Genomic DNA, 18,672 nt, shown 5'->3' on the forward strand with positions numbered 1-18,672 from the left:
TTTGGAACTCGATGAAACCGTCGCGGAACGCATCGATCTTCTCGCCGAGGAAGGCAACTCATTACTGGATGGTCAGAGCGACTGGCGTGGCGCCATTGAGGTTTGGGAAAAGGCTCTCGGGATGCTTCCCGCACCCAGCACCCAATGGTCTCAGGCTGTATGGCTATATGCGTCAATTGGTTCTGCTTGGCTCGAAGGCGATGATCGCGAAAACGCGTTTCAAGCTTTCGACAATGCATATCGCTCCGAGGACGGTCATCTGAATCCGTTCGTGCTGCTCAACCTTGGCTCGCTTTTGCAGGGGAGGGACGATGAAGCTGCAGTTCAACTTCTGCTTCGAGCTTATATGCTTGAGGGAAGCGGGATATTCGCCGACGGAAACGAGTCCGACCTGAAATTTTTATCTGAGCATGTTGATCTGACACGGCCGATGGCATGATGATCATGAATGCGATTGAGCTTTCCGAAGTAGGGCGCACATCATCGCCATGTGCCCATTTCCGGGCGCGACAGGTGGCGGCATCAATGCCATAATCGGTCGTCTGTCGCGACTTCCTGCCGCTTTTCGACATCGTGAATCGCGGTCCTAAGTTTTGCGCTGATGATTGACTGCATCATCGGTTACCTCAACGCCACCTCAACCCTTGGATGCCGTTTTCGCGCAGGCTGTGCTGTCCAAACCCGTTTGATGCCGCCGAAAGCCGGAGTGGAAATCTCAAGAAATCAAAGACTTGTCTTGTAGGTCTTTGAAATCTCTCTGTTTCCAATTTTCGCCTACGATCGGCTCATAACCTGAAGGTCGTAGGTTCAAATCCTACCCCCGCAACCAAAAAAAACAAAAGATATCAAACGCTTGAATGTCGACAAAAACTGTCAGGATTTTGCTTGCGCGGTTTACATCAACGCCACATCAACACCGGACACCAAAAACTGCAACGACGCGCATAAGCACGCAGCCACAGGCGTTGGCCGACGGCTCCGGTTCGATGGAGGCTGACCTGCACCAGTTCAACGTGATCGGTCCGCCGCATCACGCCTCGAAGCACCGTCGTACATCCGATCGAACCACGATAACACGCCCCTCAGCGATTCGCCCCGCCAACATGCATATGCTGGCAAAAACGGGCGTCGGCGGGCAAGGGCGGCAGCAACCACCGATGCGCAGGCAACGGTCGGCGTCTCTTCTGTTCATCGTCACACGGCTCGGCTATAAACGCAGCCGATTGTAGTTTTGCGATTTCGATTCGGGGGTTTTATGAACGCTCCTTTCAAGCAGGCCGAGCGGCTGGGTCGGTTGACCACGGAGCTTGGGCCGGACGTTCTGGTGCTGCTGCGTTTCGATGGCAGCGATCATCTCAACGACCTGTTCGAATATCGCGTTGAAGCCCTCGCCATCCGCGACGATCTGGATTTCGACGCGTTGGTTGGCACGCATGCGACCGTCGAGATAGAGGCCCATGAGGTGATGCGGCCCTTTGACGGCATCGTCACATCGGCCCGTTGGGCCGGCGTCGGCGAGAACGGTCATCGCTATGATCTTACGCTGCGCCCGTGGTTCTGGCTGGCCGGGCGGCGGCGCAATCAGCGGATCTTCCACAACAAGACCGTCATCCAGATCCTGCAGGAGCTGCTTTCGGATTATGCCGGACTTGGCGATCCGGCCTTGGAAATCAGCCTGTCCAAGGACTATCCGATCCTCGAATATACCGTGCAGTACCGCGAATCCGACCTGGATTTCGCCCGCCGCCAGATGGAGCGGCACGGGATCAGCTTCCATTTCAAACACGCGATGGGCAGCCACACGCTGGTGCTGACCGACGACGTGCTGGCCCATGAGGAGATCGGCGCTCGCCCGTTCAAGCGCTATGATGGCCATCACCAGTACGAGCAGGAGCATTTCTGGGACTGGGCTCCGGAACGCAACATCACCACCGGCGCAGTGCGGTTGGCGGATTACAACTTCAAGAAACCGACGCAGGCGATGGAGGTGGATCGTCTGGGCGACGCGCAGCATGCTCAGGGCCAGATCGAGAGCTTCGACTATCCCGGCGACTATCTCGCGCAGGGCGTGGGCAAGCTGGTGGCGGGGCTCAGAACCGAGCAGGAACGCGGCGCGGATCGTCGTAACCGGGCGGCGGGCGATTGCGTATCGCTTGGCGCGGGCATGCGGATGACGCTCTCGGGCGACAAGGTGCCCGGCACGGGCGAGACCTATCTGTGTCTGAGCGCCTCGCATCACTTCGTCAGCGAGGCTTACGGCACGGGCGGCCAGGGCAGCGACGGCTACAGCTTCACCGGCAGCTATGTGCTGATGCCCGACACAGCCCCGATGGCCCCGCCCAAGCGCACGCCGCTGGCCGTGGTGCAGGGCCCGCAAACCGCCGAGGTTGTGGGCGAAGGCGAGATCGACTGCGACGAATATGGCCGCATTCTGGTTCGCTTCCACTGGGACTTGGCGAACGCCTATTCGATGCGCTGCCGGGTCAGCCAGAACTGGGCCGGCGCCGGCTGGGGCGGTATGGTTATCCCGAGGATCGGCATGGAGGTCGTCGTCGAGTTCCTCGAAGGCGATCCGGACAAGCCCTTGGTCACCGGCAATGTGTTCAATGGTAAGAACGACGCGCCGTACCAGCTTCCGGCCAACAAGACCCGCGCGGTCTGGCGTTCGAACACCCATCAGGGCCAAGGCTTCAACGAGATCAGCTTCGAAGACCAGTCCGGCATCGAGGACATGTTCTTTCACGCCCAGAAGGACCTGACCACCAAGGTTCTGAACAATTCCAGCGCCAATATCGGGGCCAACAGGGTCGACAATATCGCGAATAATGCGAGCCTCGTGATCGGCGATAACGCCGTCGAGCGCGTTGGCCGGAACAAGAATGTGACTATTGGCGGCGGCGGCGCGGGGCTGCTTGGGATGCTGATGCCTCTCTTGCAAGCTGGCGGCAAGCTGTTCCGCAAATCCGGTCAGAAAGCCGGACTTGGGCCTGTGACCGGCATGGGTGGGTATGTCGCGGGCGGCAAGGAATTGCCGGTCGAGGTGATGACGCTTCTCGGCAATGCCGGGTTTTCGCAAAGCGGGGATCACCGCAGCGGGCAGGGCGTTTCACAAAGTGGCAAGGCGGCTTCGCTGGCTGGCCAGATCGGTTCGCTGCTGGGTGGATCGGGCGTGCTGAATTCCGTGGTCGAGCGGTTCCGGACGGATACGATCGGGCTGGCCCGGACCGAGCAGATCGGTCTGGCCAAGAATACGGTCGTCGGCAATATCATGACCACCTCGGTCGGCAAGACGATGAAGGTGAAGGTCGGCGAGGATTACGATCTCGAAACCAAGAAATCGATCTTCAGCCGGACCGTGAAGCACACGCTGCATGCCAAGGAAAAGTTCATCATCGGTGGGCCTGGCGGCACGATCATCATCGACAGTTCCGGCGTGACCATCAAGGCGCGGCATCTGAAGATCAAATCCCCCAATGTCGATTTTTCATCCGGCAATCCCGATCAGGTCGATGCGCTGAACTCCGACAAGGCCTTCGTCCAGGAGTGCAAGGCCGGGAAGGGCGAGGGCCAGACATGACGCTCAATCTTCCCGAGGCGCTGACCGGCTCGCCGGATCAGGAGGCGCTGGCGCTTGGCCTCGAAGAGATCGTCTTTGCTCCGCTGGACGAGGACGAACAGCAGCGGCAGGCATCAGATACGACGTCACTGCCGCTGCGCGCCTTTGCCTTGCTGGACGCGTCGCAAAGCCCGGATATTCCGATCTGCCTCGAAGGGTTCTCGGGCCCCGCCCGATGCCTGTTCGACGGTGCGGCCTATGAGGACATGGCCGAGGTCGCGCCCTGGCTGATCGAGTTGACGCGCCATTCCGATGCCTGGGACTGGTTCGTCGAGGAGGGTTATGGCCGGAACTGGGGCATCCTGATCCACTCCCGCCTCGAACTGCCGCGCCTGAAGACCCACCTCAAGAAGTTCCTGAAGATCGAGGACGAAGACGGCGAGCGCTATTTCTTCAAATATTACCGCCCGGAGCATTTCAACAGATATGCGCCGGGCTTTGATGGTGTCCAGCGCGCATCATTCTGGCGCGGGATCGAGGCGGTCCATGCCGAAAGCAAAGGTAACGCGACGGTGCTAATGCGTCATCGGCTGAATAAAGGGGGCCGGCATGAGAGCAGGCCGCTTGATGTGGCGGAAGCCGGAAGGCCGCTGCTGATCAGAACGGCGGACCTCGGCGATAACCCTACCAGCCCGGCACGAGGATAGCATGGTCATCAAGTTTACGAAAAAGCAGAAAGTCGATGGCTACCTCAAGGAAGACGACAGCTTTGCTGATTGGTATGTGGACGAATTCATGGAGGTAAATTTCAAGGATCTGAAATTCGGGATCGAAGACGCCGTCCTCAAGAAATGGGTTCTGAATGGACGTGGCTATGCCCGGCATTTCCGTATTGATGACCCAAGTGATCAGGCCATGTTCGTCACCATGATGTGGGAGGTCGGGCCCGACTTTTTCAAATTCGACGGCTTTCGCCAGATCGCGACCGACCCTGACATGCCGCCAGAGGAAAAGATCAGGCGCTTCTTCGATATGGATGCAGATCGCGCAGCCGATGCCATCGTCAACAGCGATATGACCTGCTGGATCTACTGTGACCTTCCTGAGATGGAGGTCCGATAATGGGCAGCATCGAACACGCGAGAGTCGATGAATGGGGCCAGCAGAGCGTCAGCAATGCGCAGAAGGAACTCGACCAGTTGAACGCACAGATTGCCGAGGTTGGCGTCGATGCCGCGTTGACGGCTTGTAGCTCTGTACCTGGCTACGGCATCGCCTGTGACTTCGCGAGTCTTGGGAAATCAGTTTCCAAAGGGGATTGGCTTGGTGCTGCCCTGGATCTTGTGGGTTTTGTGCCGGTGCTCGGGGACATTGCCAAGGGCTCAGTGCGCGGCACGAAGATCCTGAAGACGATGGACGACCTGACCGGCGCACTCAGCGTCGCGCAAGCGGTCGTCAACAAATCGCGGCGTGTCCTGTCTCAGGGAACCGATGCGATCCGTGCGGCAGCGCGAACTTCGGGTGATTTCCTTGGGATCCGGAAGGCAGCCGCGCGCGACTATTGGAGCAAGCAGGTCCGCAACAGCGACGCATACAAACGTTATCGCAAGCAAATCGACGAATGCCCCGATGCTGCGTGTAGAGCTAAGGCACGTGAGGCGTATCAGCAAGAACGCTACAAGCATATGAATTTGCCCAAATCGGGTCCACCGCCAGCAGGCCGTGGCGAATGGGTGGGCGACGGGGCCTATCCTGGGCATGGGATTTTCAAACCTCATCCTGACACCGATTTGGCACGCTCATTGGATGCCTACAATGCAAAATATGGAACAAATTTCGAGGGTGTTAAGTACTCCGGTGGCCACCCCGATTTTTCTCCGTTTGTGATGCGTGATTCTCGGGGCCGGCCGATGGAAGTCGAGATACCAGACATGAAAGGGGATCGGCTGGGTGGCAGCGGAGATTTTGGGCAGGCTAGATCTCGCCTTTCGGAGAAGTACGGTAGTTGGTCAAAACGCCAAGAGAGCGGCTATACTTGGCACCATATGGAAGATGGCACAACCATGCAGCTTGTCGATAGCACCATTCATAATGCTGCCGCGGGCGGGGCGACGCATCGAGGCGGCGGGAGCATGATGTCAACGAATGCGGCGGAGTTTTAGGAGATTAATGTGAACTTAGCAGAGGTAATGCAAAAAGTCGCCGAAAGTGGGGAGCTAGACGTAGATCCCAATTTTGCTGATCGATGGACAATCGATGATGTGGCTACTTTTGAGAGCGAAGCGGGCTTGAAAATCGGTCGCGAAGGCAGGGAGTTTCTGACTGATTTTGGTTGTGTAGCAATCGAAGAAAACTGCCACTTTCTAGCCAAGATTCCTGGCGAACCGCAGCAAGTTCACGAAGTTCAGGTGCTTGGAGGTAGTCCTGATCAGTTGATTGCGAATGAAAGGATTTTCCGTGGGCGAGGGTCGCATGCCCTGAAATATCGCATGTTCTTCTTTGGATCTGCCGATGGTGGGTATCGCTATATATTGCTCGGTGAAGAAAATGATGATGCAGTATATATCTGGTCAGGACTGTCTGGCCCTAATGAACCCGATGAGTTGCATCAGCCTGTGAAAATTTCGGAAAACCTGGCGGATTTTCTCAATAATTTGCAGCCCTATGAGAACTTATGATCGGCAACGCTGAGGTCACCACTTTGGTCCCTTCATTCTGCGGCGTAGATCTGGCTGCGAAATGGAGAGAAACATTCGTTGAAAAGTACTCTGATCAGCTACGGAAGCTTATGCTGCCTGCACTTGAAATCCATATGAGTGAGCAGGATCGGCTTGCTGTGGGGGCGGGCACGCCGGGTTTTTCGGAAGCGCTACGGTTGGATGCTCCGGTGCCGATATCGACCGGATTGTCCCAACAGATCGAGGCGGCGCTGGATCGGTTCCCGGATGGGGTCTTCCTTCGCACGGGAGCCACAAGTTTCAAGTCATCGCTCCTGCCGGTAACACCGGCCAGGACGGTAAAAAGGGCGATGGATATTCTTTCTCTGCCCAACAGGCGCGCTGCCGCTTTTCTGGCTGACAGCCTCGTGAACTTCTACGATCTGAATTTGTTCGCCTTCCCCTGGCGCGACATTGCCCCTTGGTCCGAGTTCCGCATTTTCATCCGCGACCGCCGGATTATCGGTATTTCGCAATACCACCATCAGTCGAATTTCCCAGAGATTGCTACCAACGAGCGCGCGATCAAGACGTCGCTGTCCGATTTCTCGCGCGATCTGCTTGATGCGCTGCATATGGACACGGTGGTCGCGGATGTCTTTGTCGAGCGCCACAATAATGGCGGTTTCAAGACCACGCTGATCGAGTTGAACCCCTTCATCCAGCGCACCGATCCCTGCCTCTACACCTGGAAGAACGGCGGTGATTTCGATAGCGGGTTCCGGTATCGAGAGGCTCAGGATCGGCCTCAGGCGGCTCGGTCCGGCAGGCAGCAGATGATCGACGATCCGTGGCAATTGCCGTCGTGAACGTGGGAGGATTGTCAAATGGGTAAACCTGTCGCACTTGTCGGCCATCCGCACACCTGTCCGATCCACGGCGGTGGGCCGGTGATGAACCCCGGGCAGGCTTTTGTCAGGTTCAACGGCATTTCGCTGGCCGTCGAAGGCGGGCAATGCGGCTGTCCCGGCTTGCCGCCGCTGCCCGATCCGATGGTGAAAGGCTCCGGCACGGTGAAGATCAACGGCCGCGGCATCATGCGCATCGGCGACAAGACCGCGCATGGCGGCAGGATCGCGATGGGTGTGCCGACGCTGAAATCCGACTGAGCATCCGCCGGTTTGCATTCACAAGTTGGACCGGAACCGGCATCTCAGCATCGTCATGCAAACTGGACCTGTCACGTATTTGTGCCGCTCCGAGTGCTCGTTTAAGCCACCTTCCGTTCAAAAGCGACCGGGCTTTTCCAGCCCAGTGCTGAGTGCCGTCGACGCGGATTGTAGAACCCATTGATGTATTCGAAGATCGCCATCTCAGCGTGCCGCCGGGTTACCCATGACCGCCGCCAGATCAGCTCGGCCTTGATGGTTTTGAAGAATGTCTCGACGGCCGCATTGTCATAACAATTACCTTTGCCGCTCATCGAGACTTTGAAGCCATGCTGGCGCAGGATCTTCTGGTAGTCATGCGAACAGTATTGGCTGCCCCTGTCGCTGTGGAAGATGCAGCCTTTGGGTGGCGACCTGAAGGCAATCGCCATCTTCAAGGCCCGGATCGCCAGATCGCGCTTCATCCGGTTGCTGACAGCCCAGCCGATCACGCGGCGGGAGTGCAGGTCCAGGATGACTGCCAGATATAGCCAGCCCTCGCGGGTCCAGATGTAGCTGATGTCGCCCGCCCATTTCTGGTTGGGCCCGGCTGCACTAAAGTCGCGATCCAGCAGGTTCGGGGCGATGTTGAACGTATGGGCGCTGTCGGTCGTGGCTTTGAACTTACGCGTTCTTTCAACGATGATCCTGTTTTCGCGCATCAGGCGACCGACGCGTCGATGCCCGACATCGACACCAACCTCTTTCAGCTCCTCTGTCATCCTCGGCCGACCATAGCTGCCCAAGCTCAGACGCGACTGTTCCTTGATATGCGCCAGAACGACCATGTCCATGCGCTGCCTGTGGCTGGCTGGGAGGCTGCGGAAGGCCCGTAATCCACGCGGGCTGACATTCATCACCTGGCAAAGCCGGTCGATCGGGAAGGCCCCGCGCTGTTCTTCGATGAACCTGAACCTCACGGCTTTTGGCCCGCGAAGAACTGGGTGGCTTTTTTTAGGATGTCCCTCTCCTCCTTGAGGATACGGTTCTCGCGCCGAAGCCGTTCGTTCTCACGCGCCAACTCGCGATCCTCGGCTGAGACTACGTCCGTGTCCCGGTGTGCGTTCACCCACTTATTGAGGGTCGACAAGCCGACCCCAAGATCATCCGCAACTTGACGCCGCGAAAGCCCGCTGGTCAGCGCAATCCGCACTGCATCCTTGCGAAATTCATCCGTCCTGACTGTGCCCATGGTTCATCTCCTTTGCTGCACATTACGTGGTCAAAGGAGCGGCACCAAACCGCGACAGGTCCAATCGGCTTGCCTGGCGCGATGTAGTGCCATTCGATCCGATGCTCGGAACACCACCGCAGGATGGCTTTGGAGGTCAGTTCCGTGCCGTTGTCGCTGACAATCATTCCGGGTTTGCCACGACGTTCGATCAGGGCCGTCAGTTCACGTGCCACGCGGTGCCCCGATATCGAGGTGTCCGGTATTGCTGCGAGACATTCACGAGTGACGTCGTCGACCACGTTGAGAACCCGGAAGCGCTGGCCATTGGCGAACTGGTCATGGACAAAATCCAGCGACCATCGCGCATTTGGGCGAGCCTCGACCAGGATTGGCGCCCGTGTCCCGACGGCCTTGCGGCGAGTCTTCCGCTTGCGCACCGTCAGCCCTTCCTCGCGGTAGAGCCGATAGATCCGGTTGATGCCGGAAGGTTCGCCCTCACGGCGCAGCAGCACGAAGAGCCGCCGGTAGCCGAACCGACGGCGCTCGTTGGCCAGTTCGCGCAACCGCGCGCGCAGTGCCGTATCCGGCGCGCGTTGCGCTTGGTATCGGATCATCTTGCGATCCGCCCCAGCAACCCGGCACGCCCGCCGTTCCGAAAGCCCGAACCGGGCCTTCAGGTGCGCGACCGCCTCGCGCTTCAAGGCGGGCGTCACCACTTTTTTGAAACCAGTTCCTTCATCGCGGAAAGATCGAGCATTTGCTCGGCCAGCAGCTTCTTCAGCTTCGCGTTCTCATCCTCGAGCGCCTTAAGCCGCTTGGCCTCCGACACCGTCATGCCGCCGAACTTGGCCTTCCAGTTATAGAAGGTGCCTTCGGACATGCCGTGCTTGCGGCACAGGTCCGCGCACTTCGCACCCGCCTCGTGCTCCGTCAGGATGCCGATGATCTGTTCGTCCGTGAATCTCGTTCGCTTCATTGTCCGTCCTCAAGTTGGGCCGGACTCTAATCAACGGTGGAGCAAAAATCCCGTGGCAGGTCAGCTGCTGCACGCTGATGCGCGTCGGTGCAGTTTTTGGTGTTCGGTGTTGATGTGGCGTTGATGTGCGTGCGCGATTGGCCGGTGGCATGTGTATACCATCGACCTATGCATTTGATTTATTTATCGATTTTGGTTGCGGGGGTAGGATTTGAACCTACGACCTTCAGGTTATGAGCCGATCAGGAGGAAAAATAGGAAATCTATATATTTCAGCAGCTTACGCAATAACCGTTTGATTTCTTGCGATTTCCATTCCGGCGTTCGACCGCATTGAGCGGCTTTTGACAGCACAACCTGCACGAAAACTGCAGCCAAAGGTTGATGTGGCGTTGAGGTGAGCAATTTTCAGTACCATCCATTTCGCTATATGATCACGCAGAACGTGATCCCGCACGAAAGCAGCGACGAAAGTGCAAGTTTGACTTGACAGAATTTCGTCCGGCTCTCCATCGATTTGGCTAAGATCAGATTGTCGCCCCGAGGTCAGGGTAACGATGATCGGTCGCGCAAAGCGAATGGTCGCCCAATGCTTCGATGACGCGGCAGTTCGCTATTTTGCCTCCCGCGCATTGCGTCAGAATACGTTGCAGTTCGACCTTGAGCGCGCCCAGCCGCGCAAGACGACTTTCAACCTCGGCCAGTTGCGCGATGACGATGGCGTCGGCCGCCGCGCAGGGCTGGTCAGGCTGGTCCGACAGGCTGAGCAGGTCACGGATCGCCTCCAGCGTGAAACCCAGATCGCGCGCGTGGCGGATGAAGGCCAGCCGTTCCAGCGCCTTTTGACTGTAAAGCCGCTGGTTTCCCGCACTGCGTTCAGCCTCGGGCAAAAGACCGATCTGCTCGTAATAACGGATCGTCGGCACCTTCACACCGGCAGACGCACCCAACTTTCCAATCGTCAACATGAGATTCCCCTTGAAGCTCTAGTTACTAGAGACATTAGGTTCTCGAATCGATGAAGGCAACTTCCCGATCCGGGGCGAGGATAACGACATGACAACTACAGATCCCAACAGCGGAACAGCCTGCGACTGGACAGTCTCGGGCATGGATTGTGGATCCTGTGCGACCAAGATCAAAGATGCCGTGACACGCCTGCCGGGCGTCAGCGGCGTTGAAATTGGCATCATGACGGAACGGCTTCGCCTGACGCTGGACGAAACACAGACCGATCGCAACAAGGTCGAAAAGGTGGTGAAATCGCTTGGTTATGGAATCGCGCCGCGCGCGGCAGGGGCGAAGAAGGACTTTGTCATGCCCGCCATGAGCGATGCGCCGGCAGATGGCCATGACCATGACCATGACCATGATCGGAATGATGCCGCCGCAGCGGCGCGTGACGACAGCGGTCATGGCAGCCCTGGCCATGTGGATGACGACCCTGCCGACCGCGGCAAGCGATGGTATCAGACCCGCAAGGGTAAGCTGGTAATCTTTACCGCGATCCTTCTGGGTGTCGCCTGGATCATCGAATTGCTGGCGCCGCAGGTCGGCAAGTGGGCTTTCGTCGCGGCCTGTCTGATCGGCGTGGCGCCGGTTGCGAAACGCGCCTTTGCAGCTCTGCGTCTGGGTCAGCCCTTTACAATCGAAAGCCTGATGACGGTCGCGGCCATTGGCGCCTTGTTCATCGATGCTGCGGAAGAGGCGGCATTGGTAGTGTTCCTGTTCGCGGTTGGCGAAGTGCTGGAGGGTGTGGCAGCCGGCAAGGCGCGCGATGGCATCCGCGCGCTTGCCGATCTGGTTCCCAAGACAGCGCTGCTGTTGGTAAACGGGACAACGCAGGAAGTCCCGGCATCAAGCCTTGCTGTCGGGCAAATGGTGCTTGTCCGTCCGGGCGACCGCATCCCCGCAGATGGCGAGATTGCCGAGGGCACCTCGGGCGTAGATGACAGCCCCGTTACCGGCGAAAGTGTTCCTGTCACCAAGGGGCCGGGCGACCCGGTCTTCGCCGGCTCGATCAATACCGAGGCCGCGCTACGCGTGACCGTCACCAAAGCTGCAGAGGATAACACAATCGCCCGCATCATCCGGCTGGTGGAAGAGGCTGAGGTCGCGCGCGCGCCGACTGAACGCTTCATCGACCGCTTCAGCCGCTGGTACATGCCCGCTATCGTTACTGTCGCGGCGCTGGTTGTTCTGGTGCCGCCGCTGGCATTTGGCCAACCTTGGGACACCTGGATCTATCGCGGTCTGGCGCTGCTGCTGATCGGCTGCCCCTGCGCGCTGGTCATCTCGGTTCCGGCCTCAATCGCCTCGGCGCTGTCCACAGGCGCACGGCGCGGGATGCTGATGAAGGGCGGTGCGGTGATCGAGGCGGCGGCCGATGTATCCCGTGTCGCCTTCGACAAGACCGGCACCCTGACTCATGGGCGTCCGGTGGTGACGGATGTTGTCGCTTTCGGCGCGACGACCGAGGCCGAGTTGCTGGCAGTGGCGGCGGGGGTCGAAACCGGCTCCAGCCACCCGCTGGCCGTCGCCATCCTGACCAAGGCCGATGAGGCGGGCATCGAAGCGCTGCCGTCACGCGATGCGAAAGCACTGTTGGGCAAAGGGGTGATCGCCACGGTCGGCGACGCCTCCGCTTGGGTCACCTCGCCGCGGTATGCGCTGGAAAATGGCGGGATCGACCAGTCTGACCTGCAGCTTGCCACGGCATTTGAGGAAGATGGCAAGACCGCTGTCGCCGTCTTCCGCGAAAAGACCCCGTTCGGCCTGATCGCCATGCGCGATGAGCCAAGACAGGACGCAGCCGAAGCGATTCGTCAACTGACAGAGATGGGCGTGACCTCCGTCATCCTGACGGGGGACAATCCGCGCACGGCGGCCGCGATCGCCGGCGGGCTGGGCATGGAGTTTCGGGCCGACATGATGCCTGAAGACAAGCTAACCGCGATCCGTGAAATGGGCGAGCAAGGCGGCGTGATGATGATCGGGGACGGCATCAACGACGCGCCGGCCCTGAAACAGGCAAGCATCGGCGTGGCCATGGGATCAGGCACGGATGTGGCGCTGGAAACCGCAGATGCCGCGATCCTTCGCGACCGGGTCACGGACATCCCCGCGCAGATCCGGCTTGCCCGCACGGCCATGGGAAATATCCGCCAGAACATCACCATCGCGCTGGGGCTTAAGGCGGTGTTTCTTGTGACCTCGGTTCTGGGGATCACCGGGCTGTGGATCGCGATCATGGCCGATACCGGGGCGACGGTTCTGGTTACGCTGAACGCGCTACGGCTGTTGCGCTTCGATCCTGAACGCGAGGCATGACGCCGTGATTTCCGCTTTCGGTTGGGCGGTGCTTGCCCTGCTTGCCGCTTACCTCATGCTTTTCTTTTTCGGCAATGCCATGGCGGCGCGAGCCGCCGGGCGGCCGGTCTGGCTGTTCTCGCGGGCGAAACGGCGCGACTGGTGGGCGGCGCTGGGCTTTCGGGCGGCCTTCGCTTTGGCGCTTCTGGGGCCACTGCTGTGGGGTGCCTTTCCCACGCTGCATAACCTCGACCCCTTCTGGATCGAAGGACAGGCGCTGGCGCTTGGCGGGGTCGGTGTGTTTCTGGCCGGCATCGGCGCGATGGTTGCCTTTGCTGCGCAGATGTCGATGGGCGCTTCATGGCGGGTGGGTGTCGCTGAAGGTGCAACGGGTGCGCTTGTCTCGGGCGGGCTCTATCGGTTCAGCCGCAACCCGGCCTTTTTCGGGCAGTTCATCCTGCTTCTTGGCACAGCCCTTGCCATCCCTTCACTGCCGACACTTCTCGCGCCGATGCTGTTTCTGTGGTCGGCCACGGCGCAGGTCCGGTCCGAGGAGGTCGTCCTTCGGCAAGCCCTGGGGGCAGAGTATGACGCATACGCGGCATCTGTTCCGCGCTGGATCGGGCTACCATAATCTCTTCTCGACCAATTACCTGAATCACACGATCAATTATGCCACTTGCGAATGTCCGGACGGATCACAGCTCGACCCGTTTCAGCCGCAGCGCATTGGCGATGACAGAAACCGAGGACAGCGACATGGCCGCTGCAGCGATCATCGGCGACAGCAGCAGGCCAAAGATCGGATAGAGCAGCCCCGCCGCAACCGGGATGCCGGCGGCATTGTAGATGAAGGCGAAGAACAGGTTCTGCCGGATATTGCGCATGGTGGCCACCGCCAGCTTGCGGGCACGGACGATGCCGGTCAGGTCGCCGCCCAGCAGGGTCAGCCCGGCGCTTTCGACCGCCACATCGGCGCCGGTGCCCATGGCGATACCGACATCCGCCGCAGCCAGCGCCGGGGCGTCGTTCACACCATCGCCGGCCATGGCGACCCTGGTCCCCTTGCCGCGCAGCCCGTCGATCAGGTCCCTCTTGCCCTCGGGCAGCATCCCGGCGCGGACCTCGTCGATGCCCAGCTTTGACGCAACGGCCTTCGCCGTGCGTTCATTGTCGCCGGTTGCCATGATCACCTTGATGCCCAGATCGTGCAGGTCACGTATTGCCGCCTCGGCGGTGGATTTGATCGGGTCGGCCACGGCGACCAGACCGGCCAGCCCGCCATCCAGCGCCACGAACATGGCGGTCTTGCCCTCGCCGCGCAGGCGATCGGCGGTCTTCTCGCCCGTGTCGCAGTCGATGCCGAGCGATGTCATCAGCGCATTATTGCCAAGCGCCACATCCCGGCCATCGACCTTGCCGATCACCCCCTTGCCGGTGATGGCCTCGAACTCCTCGCCATTGCCAAGGCTCAACCCACGCGATTTCGCGCCTTCGACAATCGCCTCAGCCAGCGGGTGTTCGGAGGCGCGTTCCAGCGCAGCGGCGGCAGCCAGCAACTCATCCTCGGGCACGTCGCCGAAGCTGGTCACATCGGTCAGGGCCGGCTTGCCTTCGGTCAGCGTGCCGGTCTTGTCGACGATCAGCGTGTCCACATCTGCCATCAGTTCCAGCGCCTCGGCATTCTTGACGAGCACGCCGGCCTGCGCGCCGCGCCCCGCCGCCGTGGTGATGGAAATCGGCGTCGCCAGTCCAAGCGCACAGGGACAAGCGATGATCAGCACCGAAACCGCCGAGGCAATTGCGAAGACATAGGACGGGCTGGGGCCAAAGATCAGCCAGACGACAAAGGCCAGAATGGCGATCACCACCACCGCCGGCACAAAAATCGCCGAAACCCGGTCGGCCAGCCCCTGAATCGGCGCTTTGGAACGTCGCGCGCCGGCGACCATCTGGACGATCTGCGACAGGACCGTGTCGGCGCGGACATCGGTGGCGCGGATCGCCAGCGTGCCGTTCTTATTAATCGTGCCGCCGGTCACGCGGTCGCCCTCGGTCTTCTCGACCGGCACCGGCTCGCCGGTAATCATGCTTTCATCGACGGAAGAGCGGCCCTCGACCACCTCGCCATCGACCGGCACGCTGTCGCCAGGCCGCACGCGCAGCATGTCGCCCGCCATGATGTTTTCCAGCGGTGCATCGTATTCCGTACCATCGGGCAGGATACGTCGGGCAGTCTTGGGCGCCAGATCCAGCAGCGCCCGGATCGCATCGCCGGTGCGTTCCCGAGCCCGCAGTTCCAAGACCTGCCCGACGAAGACCAGCGCCACAATGACCACGGCCGCCTCGTAATAGGTGCCGACGGTTTCGCCCATCCGGTATTCCTCGGGAAAGATGCCCGGCAGGAAGGTCGCGAACAGCGAATAGATATAGGCCGCCCCGACACCCAGAGAGATCAGCGTCCACATGTTCGGCGAGCGGTTCCTGAAGGAATCCAGCCCGCGCTGAAAGAAGGGCCGCGCCGCCCAGAGCACGATGGGCGTGGCCAGCAGAAACTCCAGCCAGACGGCGGTGCGGTGCCCGATCCAGTCGCGGACCGGAATGCCCACCATCTCGCCCATGGTCAGGATCAACAGCGGCACGGCAGCGGCCACGCTGACCCAGAGCCGCCGGGTGAAATCGGTCAGTTCATGGCTGGGTTCATCCGAGGGAATCATCGGCTCCAAGGCCATGCCGCAGATCGGGCAGGCGCCGGGTTCGTCGCGGACGATCTCGGGATGCATCGGGCAGGTCCATTGCGTGCCCACCGGGGCGGTTTTTTCGACCTTGGCCGCCGCGCCCGAGGCGTAGAACCACGGATCGCCGTCGAATTTCGACTGGCACCCGTCCGAGCAGAAATAGAAGGTCTGTCCCTCATAGTCGCGGTGCCGGGCCTCGGGCTTTATCTTCACCTGCATCCCGCAAACCGGATCGATGGCCTTGCCGGGATCAGCCTGTACCGGTGAGCCACCGTGTGTCCCGTGATCGTGATGCCCATGCGAATGATCGTGCTTGTGGTCCATGACTCTCTCCCGGCAGATACCTATAGGGGGTATATCAGACTTGCTCTATACCCCTTTAGGGTATAGCACAAGCTGCGGATGTTGAAGATCGGAGCCCTCCTTGGCGCATGACAAGCAGAACCGAGACGCGATCCTGAAGCGGCTTTCCCGCCTGAACGGTCAGGTGCAGGGCGTCTCGCGCATGGTCGAGGATGGGCGCTATTGCGTCGACATCCTGAACCAGACCGCCGCCATCCGGTCTGCCCTGCGCGGCGTCGAACGCTTGCTGATCGAGGATCACGCGCGAAGCTGCATGGAAGACGCGATCCAATCCGGCGATCAGGACCGTCAGCGGGTGATGTTCCGCGAGGTCGTCGAACTGATGGAAAAGGTGCGCGACTGATGCGGTTGCTGCTGTCGGCCCTGCTTTCTGTCATGCTGGCGGTGACGATGCCGCTGGTCGTGATGGGCGCATCGGCGGAGGCATCGCCGATGGCCTCGATGGCCGCAACATCCCCGTCGCCAACCGCGCATGAATGCTGCACCACGCAGCCCGATTCTCCGCATGGCGACTGTGCAGCCTGTGCCGCGCTCGGCCATACCGAGGTCACGCCGGATGCGGCCCGGTCGCCACGCCGAATCCGGCACATTCCTCCACTGGTGGATATGAAATCCGCCAGGCCGCGTTTTCCGCTGCCCCCTCCGCGATCCGCTGCTCTCTGACGCCACATGGCCCGAGGGGCACAAGCCGATCAACTGCGCCACGAGAGGGGCGAATGACCCTACGGCGCGTAATATCCTGAAGGACATCAGAAATGAGCAACCCCAATTTCTCGCGTCGCGGGGCGATCCTTGCGGTCGCAGCGATGCTGTCGACAACCTCTACGCTTGCCTTTGCCACCATCGGTTCGGACGAAAAGCCGAACCTGCTGAGCATCACCAAGGACCCCGGCTGCGGCTGCTGCGGCGCCTGGGCCGATCTGGCCATCGAGGCGGGGTTCGAGGTCGAGATCACTGAGGCCAGCGACTATGTCGGCATGAAGCGCGACGCCGCTGTGCCCGAAAACCTGTGGTCCTGCCACACGACCCGGATCAGCGGCTATATCGTCGAGGGCCATGTGCCCTTCGCGGCCATAAGGCAGCTTCTGGAACAGCGCCCCGACATCACCGGGATCGCCGTGCCGGGGATGCCCGCCGGATCGCCGGGAATGGGCGGCGGGGTCGAGGCCACCGCTGAGGTCATCGCCTGGGGCGGCATTGCCGGCGATGGGCGCGCCTTTCCGCTGGACGGGTAGCAGATGGCGCGCAACGCACTCATCCTCATCGCAGCGGTCGGGCTGGCCGCTGCGATCCTTATTCTCTGGCGCGGCAGCGCGGCGACTGAGACAGCCGCGCAGGATCAGGCCGTAATCGCGCTTGGCCAGCGGCTCTACGCCGAAAACTGCGCCAGTTGCCACGGCGCCGATCTGGAAGGCCAGCCGGACTGGCAGACCCCGCTGGAAAATGGCCGCTATCCGGCGCCCCCGCATGACGAGACCGGCCACACATGGCATCACGCCGACCCGCTGCTGGAACGGATCATTCGCGACGGCACGGCCGCCGTGGTCGGCGATGGGTATGAAAGCGACATGCCCGGTTTCGGCGATGTCATGAGTGACGCCGAAATTTCCGCCGTTCTGGCCTATATCAAATCTACCTGGCCGGAACGCGAGGGCGCAATCCAGAGCCGCATTACCAAGGACAGCGCGCCGTGACACCCCGGCGCATCACCACCATAGCCAAGGAGTTTCCCATGCAGAAAAGAACCGCCGCCATCGTCCTGACGCTTCTCATCCTCGCCGGATGCGCAGCCCAGACGCCCGATATCGCCGCCGAGGAGGCCTCGCCCTATCCGATCCCAAACGAGGTCGTCGCCATTGCTGGCCCTAATCAGGACCTGACAACAGCGCGCCTCGATCCGGCGGATGACTGCTATTGGTACTACTACGCAGGGCCGGTCGAAACGACGCTGGTGCCGCTGCGCGCCGCAAATGGCAACCAAATCTGCAACGCAAAACCGGTCTGACCCATCAGGATCGCCGGAGGGCAGCCTTCTAGCTGATGGCCGTCACGCTGCCTTCCGGCGAATAGAGATAGGCGGTCGCGCCGATCTGGACCCGCGGATACAGTTCGTTGATGTGGGCCATGACCATGCGGACGCAGCCGGAACTGGCGCGGCTGCCGATCGAGGTTGGAAACGGCGTGCCGTGAATGCGCAGATAGGTATCGCGGTCGCCGAGATAGAGATACAGCGCACGCGAACCCAGAGCGTTCCGAGGGCCGGGTTCCATGCCGTCCTCATATTGCGCATAGATCTCGGGTTCGCGCTCGATCATGTTGCGCGTCGGGGTCCAATGCGGCCATTCGGCCTTGCGCTTGATCGTATAGGTGCCCGGCTCGTAAAGATCGCCCCTGCCGATGGCCACGCCGTAACGCATCGCCGTGCCGCCCTCTTCGATGTGATAAAGGTATCGGGCCACCGCATCGACATGAATGTCGCCCGGCACCAGCCCTGCGTTCGCAGTGACTCGCTGCGGCAGGTAACGCGCGTGCAGTCCCCAGGGATTGGGACCACCGGCCTCGACCTCGGCATCCCAAGCGGCCTTTTGCGCCGTGTCGGGCCAGGTTGAGGCCATGACCGGCGTGGCGGCGGCCGCCGAAAACAGCGCCGTCGTCGTGCGGATGAAATGTCTGCGTGTCAGCATGTGATTG

The 18,672-nt window shown here is 60.6% G+C and carries 19 protein-coding genes and 1 pseudogene; 15 read left to right on the forward strand and 5 right to left on the reverse strand.

Features of this window, described 5'->3' with window-relative positions; genetic code table 11:
- Window position 1 precedes the first annotated feature (1 nt).
- From CUV01_RS06515 to CUV01_RS06550, 8 genes are all read left to right on the forward strand, one after another.
- Window positions 2–439 (forward strand): hypothetical protein, encoded by a 438-nt coding sequence (locus CUV01_RS06515; RefSeq protein ID WP_101459761.1) that lies wholly within the window; start codon window positions 2–4, stop codon window positions 437–439.
- An 816-nt stretch (window positions 440–1,255) separates the two neighbouring features.
- On the forward strand, window positions 1,256–3,577 hold the full coding sequence (locus CUV01_RS06520) for a type VI secretion system Vgr family protein (RefSeq protein WP_101459762.1): 2,322 nt from the start codon (window positions 1,256–1,258) through the stop codon (window positions 3,575–3,577).
- A complete protein-coding gene (locus CUV01_RS06525; protein WP_101459763.1) occupies window positions 3,574–4,263 on the forward strand; it encodes a DUF4123 domain-containing protein in 690 nt (229 codons plus the stop codon). Before CUV01_RS06520 ends, CUV01_RS06525 begins: the two co-directional genes overlap by 4 nt.
- Window position 4,264: 1 nt before the next feature.
- A complete protein-coding gene (locus CUV01_RS06530) occupies window positions 4,265–4,678 on the forward strand; it encodes a hypothetical protein (RefSeq protein WP_101459764.1) in 414 nt (137 codons plus the stop codon).
- Complete coding sequence (locus CUV01_RS06535) at window positions 4,678–5,718, forward strand: HNH endonuclease (protein ID WP_101459765.1); 1,041 nt, start codon at window positions 4,678–4,680, stop codon at window positions 5,716–5,718. The genes CUV01_RS06530 and CUV01_RS06535 overlap by 1 nt, the downstream gene beginning before the upstream one ends.
- 27 nt (window positions 5,719–5,745) lie before the next feature.
- Window positions 5,746–6,234: a hypothetical protein gene (locus CUV01_RS06540; protein ID WP_101459766.1), complete on the forward strand. Its 489-nt coding sequence runs from the start codon at window positions 5,746–5,748 to the stop codon at window positions 6,232–6,234.
- A complete protein-coding gene (locus tag CUV01_RS06545) occupies window positions 6,231–7,082 on the forward strand; it encodes a cell division cycle protein 123 family protein (RefSeq protein ID WP_101459767.1) in 852 nt (283 codons plus the stop codon). Before CUV01_RS06540 ends, CUV01_RS06545 begins: the two co-directional genes overlap by 4 nt.
- A gap of 18 nt (window positions 7,083–7,100) precedes the next feature.
- The gene (locus tag CUV01_RS06550) at window positions 7,101–7,382 is read left to right on the forward strand and encodes a PAAR domain-containing protein (protein WP_101459768.1); all 282 of its coding nucleotides are present in this window, start codon (window positions 7,101–7,103) and stop codon (window positions 7,380–7,382) included.
- Between the two features lie 101 nt (window positions 7,383–7,483).
- On the opposite strand, the gene CUV01_RS06555 is transcribed toward CUV01_RS06550, so the two are convergent.
- The 3 genes and pseudogenes from CUV01_RS06555 to CUV01_RS06565 all read right to left on the reverse strand — a co-directional run bounded on the left by CUV01_RS06555 (window position 7,484) and on the right by CUV01_RS06565 (window position 10,539).
- Window positions 7,484–8,613 (reverse strand): IS3 family transposase gene (locus CUV01_RS06555; protein WP_101458713.1). Its coding sequence is split into 2 segments (ribosomal slippage): window positions 7,484–8,379 and window positions 8,379–8,613, totalling 1,131 coding nucleotides; the frame shifts between segments, so codons are not numbered across the junction.
- A 62-nt stretch (window positions 8,614–8,675) separates the two neighbouring features.
- A pseudogene (locus tag CUV01_RS06560) lies at window positions 8,676–9,571 on the reverse strand (IS3 family transposase); the annotation flags it as partial.
- A 527-nt stretch (window positions 9,572–10,098) separates the two neighbouring features.
- Window positions 10,099–10,539 carry a MerR family transcriptional regulator gene (locus CUV01_RS06565; protein ID WP_101459769.1) on the reverse strand — a complete coding sequence of 147 codons (441 nt, stop codon included), beginning with the start codon at window positions 10,537–10,539 and terminating at the stop codon, window positions 10,099–10,101.
- Window positions 10,540–10,627: 88 nt separating this feature from the next.
- Between CUV01_RS06565 and CUV01_RS06570 the strand changes: the two genes are divergently transcribed.
- Entirely contained in the window at window positions 10,628–12,901 is a 2,274-nt protein-coding gene (locus CUV01_RS06570) for a heavy metal translocating P-type ATPase (RefSeq protein ID WP_101459770.1), read from the forward strand.
- Between the two features lie 4 nt (window positions 12,902–12,905).
- Entirely contained in the window at window positions 12,906–13,514 is a 609-nt protein-coding gene (locus tag CUV01_RS06575; protein ID WP_232962557.1) for a methyltransferase family protein, read from the forward strand.
- A gap of 64 nt (window positions 13,515–13,578) precedes the next feature.
- On the opposite strand, the gene CUV01_RS06580 is transcribed toward CUV01_RS06575, so the two are convergent.
- Window positions 13,579–15,942 carry a heavy metal translocating P-type ATPase gene (locus CUV01_RS06580; protein WP_422385866.1) on the reverse strand — a complete coding sequence of 788 codons (2,364 nt, stop codon included), beginning with the start codon at window positions 15,940–15,942 and terminating at the stop codon, window positions 13,579–13,581.
- Between the two features lie 100 nt (window positions 15,943–16,042).
- On the opposite strand from CUV01_RS06580, the gene CUV01_RS06585 reads away from it, so the two are divergent.
- From CUV01_RS06585 to CUV01_RS06605, 5 genes are all read left to right on the forward strand, one after another.
- On the forward strand, window positions 16,043–16,324 hold the full coding sequence (locus tag CUV01_RS06585) for a metal-sensitive transcriptional regulator (protein ID WP_101459771.1): 282 nt from the start codon (window positions 16,043–16,045) through the stop codon (window positions 16,322–16,324).
- On the forward strand, window positions 16,324–16,644 hold the full coding sequence (locus tag CUV01_RS06590; protein ID WP_101459772.1) for a hypothetical protein: 321 nt from the start codon (window positions 16,324–16,326) through the stop codon (window positions 16,642–16,644). The genes CUV01_RS06585 and CUV01_RS06590 overlap by 1 nt, the downstream gene beginning before the upstream one ends.
- Before the next feature lie 92 nt (window positions 16,645–16,736).
- Window positions 16,737–17,216, forward strand: a complete 480-nt coding sequence (locus CUV01_RS06595; protein WP_101459773.1) for a DUF411 domain-containing protein — start codon at window positions 16,737–16,739, stop codon at window positions 17,214–17,216.
- 3 nt (window positions 17,217–17,219) lie between these two features.
- Window positions 17,220–17,675, forward strand: coding sequence for a c-type cytochrome (locus tag CUV01_RS06600; RefSeq protein ID WP_101459774.1), 456 nt, complete (start codon window positions 17,220–17,222; stop codon window positions 17,673–17,675).
- A gap of 38 nt (window positions 17,676–17,713) precedes the next feature.
- Window positions 17,714–17,986, forward strand: coding sequence for a hypothetical protein (locus tag CUV01_RS06605; RefSeq protein WP_101459775.1), 273 nt, complete (start codon window positions 17,714–17,716; stop codon window positions 17,984–17,986).
- A gap of 28 nt (window positions 17,987–18,014) precedes the next feature.
- Here the strand turns inward: CUV01_RS06605 and CUV01_RS06610 are convergent, their stop codons facing one another.
- On the reverse strand, window positions 18,015–18,665 hold the full coding sequence (locus CUV01_RS06610; protein ID WP_101459776.1) for a L,D-transpeptidase: 651 nt from the start codon (window positions 18,663–18,665) through the stop codon (window positions 18,015–18,017).
- Between the last annotated feature and the right edge of the window lie 7 nt (window positions 18,666–18,672).

The organism is Paracoccus tegillarcae (assembly GCF_002847305.1).
GTDB lineage: Bacteria > Pseudomonadota > Alphaproteobacteria > Rhodobacterales > Rhodobacteraceae > Paracoccus > Paracoccus tegillarcae.